Origin of the sequence: Methylomonas lenta (assembly GCF_001644015.1) — a bacterium.
Lineage (GTDB): Bacteria > Pseudomonadota > Gammaproteobacteria > Methylococcales > Methylomonadaceae > Methylomonas > Methylomonas lenta.
Genome location: NZ_LUUI01000013.1, coordinates 1 through 4,275 on the forward strand (window position 1 = coordinate 1; position 4,275 = coordinate 4,275).

General features: G+C 44.2%; 4 protein-coding genes. 3 read left to right on the plus strand and 1 reads right to left on the minus strand.

From position 1 onward, the window contains the following. Positions 1–6: 6 nt before the first annotated feature. Positions 7–1,209: a tyrosine--tRNA ligase gene (tyrS, locus tag A1359_RS00805; RefSeq protein WP_408606516.1), complete on the minus strand. Its 1,203-nt coding sequence runs from the start codon at positions 1,207–1,209 to the stop codon at positions 7–9. A 147-nt stretch (positions 1,210–1,356) separates the two neighbouring features. On the opposite strand from tyrS, the gene A1359_RS00810 reads away from it, so the two are divergent. The 3 genes from A1359_RS00810 to A1359_RS00820 all read left to right on the plus strand — a co-directional run. Then, a complete protein-coding gene (locus A1359_RS00810; RefSeq protein WP_066976577.1) occupies positions 1,357–2,652 on the plus strand; it encodes an OapA family protein in 1,296 nt (431 codons plus the stop codon). After that, entirely contained in the window at positions 2,639–3,790 is a 1,152-nt protein-coding gene (locus A1359_RS00815) for an anhydro-N-acetylmuramic acid kinase (RefSeq protein ID WP_269747860.1), read from the plus strand. The genes A1359_RS00810 and A1359_RS00815 overlap by 14 nt, the downstream gene beginning before the upstream one ends. Before the next feature lie 244 nt (positions 3,791–4,034). Continuing rightward, on the plus strand, positions 4,035–4,275 hold a 241-nt coding region (locus A1359_RS00820; protein ID WP_157200420.1), incomplete at its 3' end, for a hypothetical protein.

Genomic DNA, 4,275 nt, shown 5'->3' on the forward strand with positions numbered 1-4,275 from the left:
AACCCGTCAACTGTTTTTTGAAACTAATTCTATTTTGGCGCATTTACGCTTGCCAACCTGATATACGCAGTTACTCAACACATCCATTACAACCTTCGTATCTTCCAGTTTTTCTCCGTCAATTTTAACCGCTCCCTGCTTAATCATTCTGATTGCTTCAGATGTGCTCGCTACCAAACCAGCATCTTTTAAGACATTGGCTATGGCCAAGCCTTCAGCATCGACGCTTAGTTGAATTTCCGGCATATCGTCTGGCAGAGCGCCTCGCTGAAAACGCGCCTCAAAGACCTCCAAAGCATTAATCGCCGCCTGATCATCATGAAACCTAGCTACAAGCTCCTGCCCTAGCTTAACTTTATAGTTTCTTGGATTTGCACCTGACTGACACTCTTTTCGCCAGAGCTCTATCTCTGTCATTGACCTAAAGCTTAGCAACTCAAAATATCGCCACATCAGATCATCTGATATCGACATGATCTTTCCAAACATTTCATCCGGCTTGTCTGATATGCCAATGTAATTATTGAGGGACTTTGACATTTTTTGCACGCCATCCAAGCCTTCCAAAATTGGCATGGTTAAAACCACTTGCGGCTTTTGCCCATACACTTCTTGCAGGTGCCTGCCCATCAATAGATTAAACTTTTGATCTGTTCCGCCCAACTCGACGTCTGCCTTCATAACAACCGAGTCATAGCCCTGAATTAGCGGATACAGAAATTCATGAATGGCAATAGGTTGTCCACCCTTATAACGTTTATGAAAATCATCTCTTTCCAGCATCCTAGCTACGGTATGTTTGGCTGCTAACTGAATCATTTCCGCACTGGACATTACCCCCATCCATTCGGAATTGAATTTGATTTCAGTTTTTTCTGGATCAAGAATTTTAAAAACCTGCTCTTGATAAGTTTTGGCATTTTCGATGACTTCTTCTTGCGTTAAAGGCTTACGAGTAACATTCTTACCCGTCGGATCACCGATCATCGCAGTGAAATCGCCGATCAAAAACTGCACTCTATGCCCAGCATCCTGAAACTGTTTAAGCTTATTAATTAATACAGTGTGGCCCAAATGTAAATCTGGCGCAGTAGGATCAAACCCCGCCTTAACTATTAAAGGCCTATTTTCTGCCAATTTTTTGATCAATTCAGCCTCGAGCAACAGCTCATCAGCCCCGTATTGCAATTGCGCCAAAGTATTTTGCAACAAACTCTTCTCCTGAAAAAAAGCATAAATTACTGACATTATAAATTATCAAGCTATTGCATCAGGACAATATTCCGATCTGAATTAGCCTATATCAGCAAAATTGCCTACAATATGTTGCTCGACAACCATTGAAGCGTGAATCCTGTGAGAAACAGAATACTCAAGACTTTGCTATTTGGCTCCTGCACCGTCGTTGCCGCAAGCGCAAGTTACGGACTTATACCCCACAAAAATTTCGAAGACACCCGATATCAAGAGCAAGAAAGATTAATTTCTTCCAAAGTCAATCAATATACCAACTACATTGCACCCAACGCTCAAACTGAAGAAGTCGCTTTTTCTGAAGACATGGAGCATACGGTTAAGTCAGGTGAAAACCTTTCTACGATTTTTTCATCGCTTAATTTAAGCCGCGAAGATTTACACAAAATCATTCATAGCAATGCAACCGGCAAACAATTTGCTGACGTACTTCCTGGTCAGGACTTAACGGCTACAGTCAATTCAGAGGGTGAATTAGAGCAATTAACCTACGTCAAAAACCCTTTCGAGACTCTGGTTGCCACTCGACACGATGGCGACTTCGACGTCAAACTATTCAGTAAAAAAGTTGACTACCAGATCACCAGCGCTAAAGGCAGTATCCATTCGTCGCTGTTCGAGGATGGAGTTAATGCAGGTCTATCTGAAAAGGTCATCTTAAAATTAGCCGATATATTTGCCTGGGACATCGATTTCGCCCTCAATCTTCACGAAGGCGATCAATTTACGGTTGTATATGAAAAATTATTCGTAGATGGCAAAGAATTCGATACCGGCGACATCCTTTCCGTAGAATTTGTCAACCAAGACAAGACATACACAGCCGTCCGCTTTGCTGACAATCAAGGTCATACCGGTTATTACACCCCGGAAGGTAACAGCTTGCGCAAAGCGTTTTTACAAAACCCGATGGATTTTGCAAAAATCAGCTCACACTTTAACCTGCATCGCAAACACCCCATCCTGAATACTATACGCGCCCACAAAGGGGTCGATTATTCTGCCGCCATTGGCACCCCGGTTAAGACTACCGGTGAAGGTAAAATCGTGTTTCACGGCACCAAAAATGGTTATGGCAATGTAGTAGAAATTGAACATGGGCAAAAATATTCTACCCTTTATGCCCATCTCTCTCGCTTCAAGTCCGGCCATAAGGTCGGTAGCAAGGTTAACCAGGGCGATGTGATTGGCTATGTTGGCAAAACAGGTTTAGCCACCGGCCCACATTTGCATTATGAGTTTAGAATCGCCGGCAAGCACGTTAATCCGGAAACAGCAAAACTACCGCGATCGATTCCCATGGAAAATGCCTTGCTTGCTAAATTCAAGGCACAAACTCAGCCACTCATGGCGCAACTGAAACTAGCTAAAAGCGAAGACTTGCTTGCAAAGAACTAAGCCATCAGCCGAACTCTACATCGGATTAATGTCCGGGACCAGCCTCGATGGTATCGACGCTGGTCTGGTTGATTTTAGTGAAAAAAAAGTTCGTCTGATTGCTTTTCACTACCAAGCATTTCCAGACAAACTCAGAGCAGAAATACACCGCATCAGCCAGCCCGGACAACCAGTGCTGCTGGAAAATTACGGCAAACTAGATGCACAACTTGGCTGCTTATTGGCTGAAGCAGCGCTAGCACTACTCGACAAAGCAAAAATCCCTGCCTCGCAAATAAACGCCATCGGCAGCCACGGCCAAACTGTTTATCATGCACCTGATGGTCGTTACGGCTTCTCATTGCAAATTGGCGACCCCAACCGCATCGCCGAAATCACCGGCATAACCACTATCAGTGATTTTCGCCGCCGCGATATCGCCGCTGGCGGCCAAGGCGCACCACTTGTGCCCGCCTTTCATCAAGCCGTATTTGCCGAACCTGACAACATCACTACCGTGCTCAATATTGGTGGTATCGCCAATATCAGCATACTTAACAGCAAGCAGATTTTAGGTTTTGATACCGGCCCAGGCAATACACTAATGGACTATTGGTGCCAGCAGTGCCTTAACAAAAACTATGATGCTAATGGCGATTGGGGTAATAGCGGTCGTGTGAATCCAGAGCTACTCAGCTTATTGTTGAATGATGCTTACTTCCGACAACCACCACCCAAAAGTACAGGTAAAGAATACTTTTCTCCAGCCTGGCTACAGTCTAAACTCGCTGACGTTACTGATTGCAGACCTGAGGATGTGCAAGCCACATTGTGCCAAGTAACCGCTGACAGTATAGCCAATGCTGTTTTGGAGTACGCGGCCGTTAGCAAACAAATTTTATTGTGTGGCGGCGGCATTCATAACCAACAATTAGTTAGCATGTTAAGAAAAAACCTACCCATGCCTCTAGTCTCGACTGCGAATTTTGGTATTGACCCTGATTATGTAGAAGCGATTGCCTTTGCCTGGCTGGCCAGACAAAGCTTCAACCATCAACCCGGTAACTTATGCAGTGTCACCGGCGCTAAAACTAGTGTCGTGTTAGGTGGAGTTTATCCCGGCCACAGCCCTCTGATTAACCAGATCGCCACCCCTTAAAAGCCTGCAGATTGCTTTTTATAAGCTTTCTTTATTGAATTAGCACCTCTACTTTCGTTATCCATTTAAAGATTTGATCAATCAAAAAGGGTGATTCTATTCTCACTACCGCTAAAAAAACGACTCTTTTTGTGAGTTAAGTTCAAATTACCACCCTTCTTAATCTGGCTGTCATTTTGTGAACAATTTTACCTGCTAGTATTCATGCCAATTACTTTAGCCATGTTTAAAGCGAAAAAAACATATGACACCAATCCTACGCACCAAGTTTAATCTTGGTCTTTTCTTTAACGCTTTCTTACTCCTTACAATTTTACTACCAAGCAAAGCATTCGCTCTTGACCCCCAACTCCTGAATGTCACCGTCACTGACGGTATCAGCAATACGCCGCTAGCCAATCAGGCGATAGGTATCTTACGCCGTGAAGCCGACGGCAACCTGAAAGGCATCCGCACCCTAAACACCGATGCCAACGGTCAGTTAA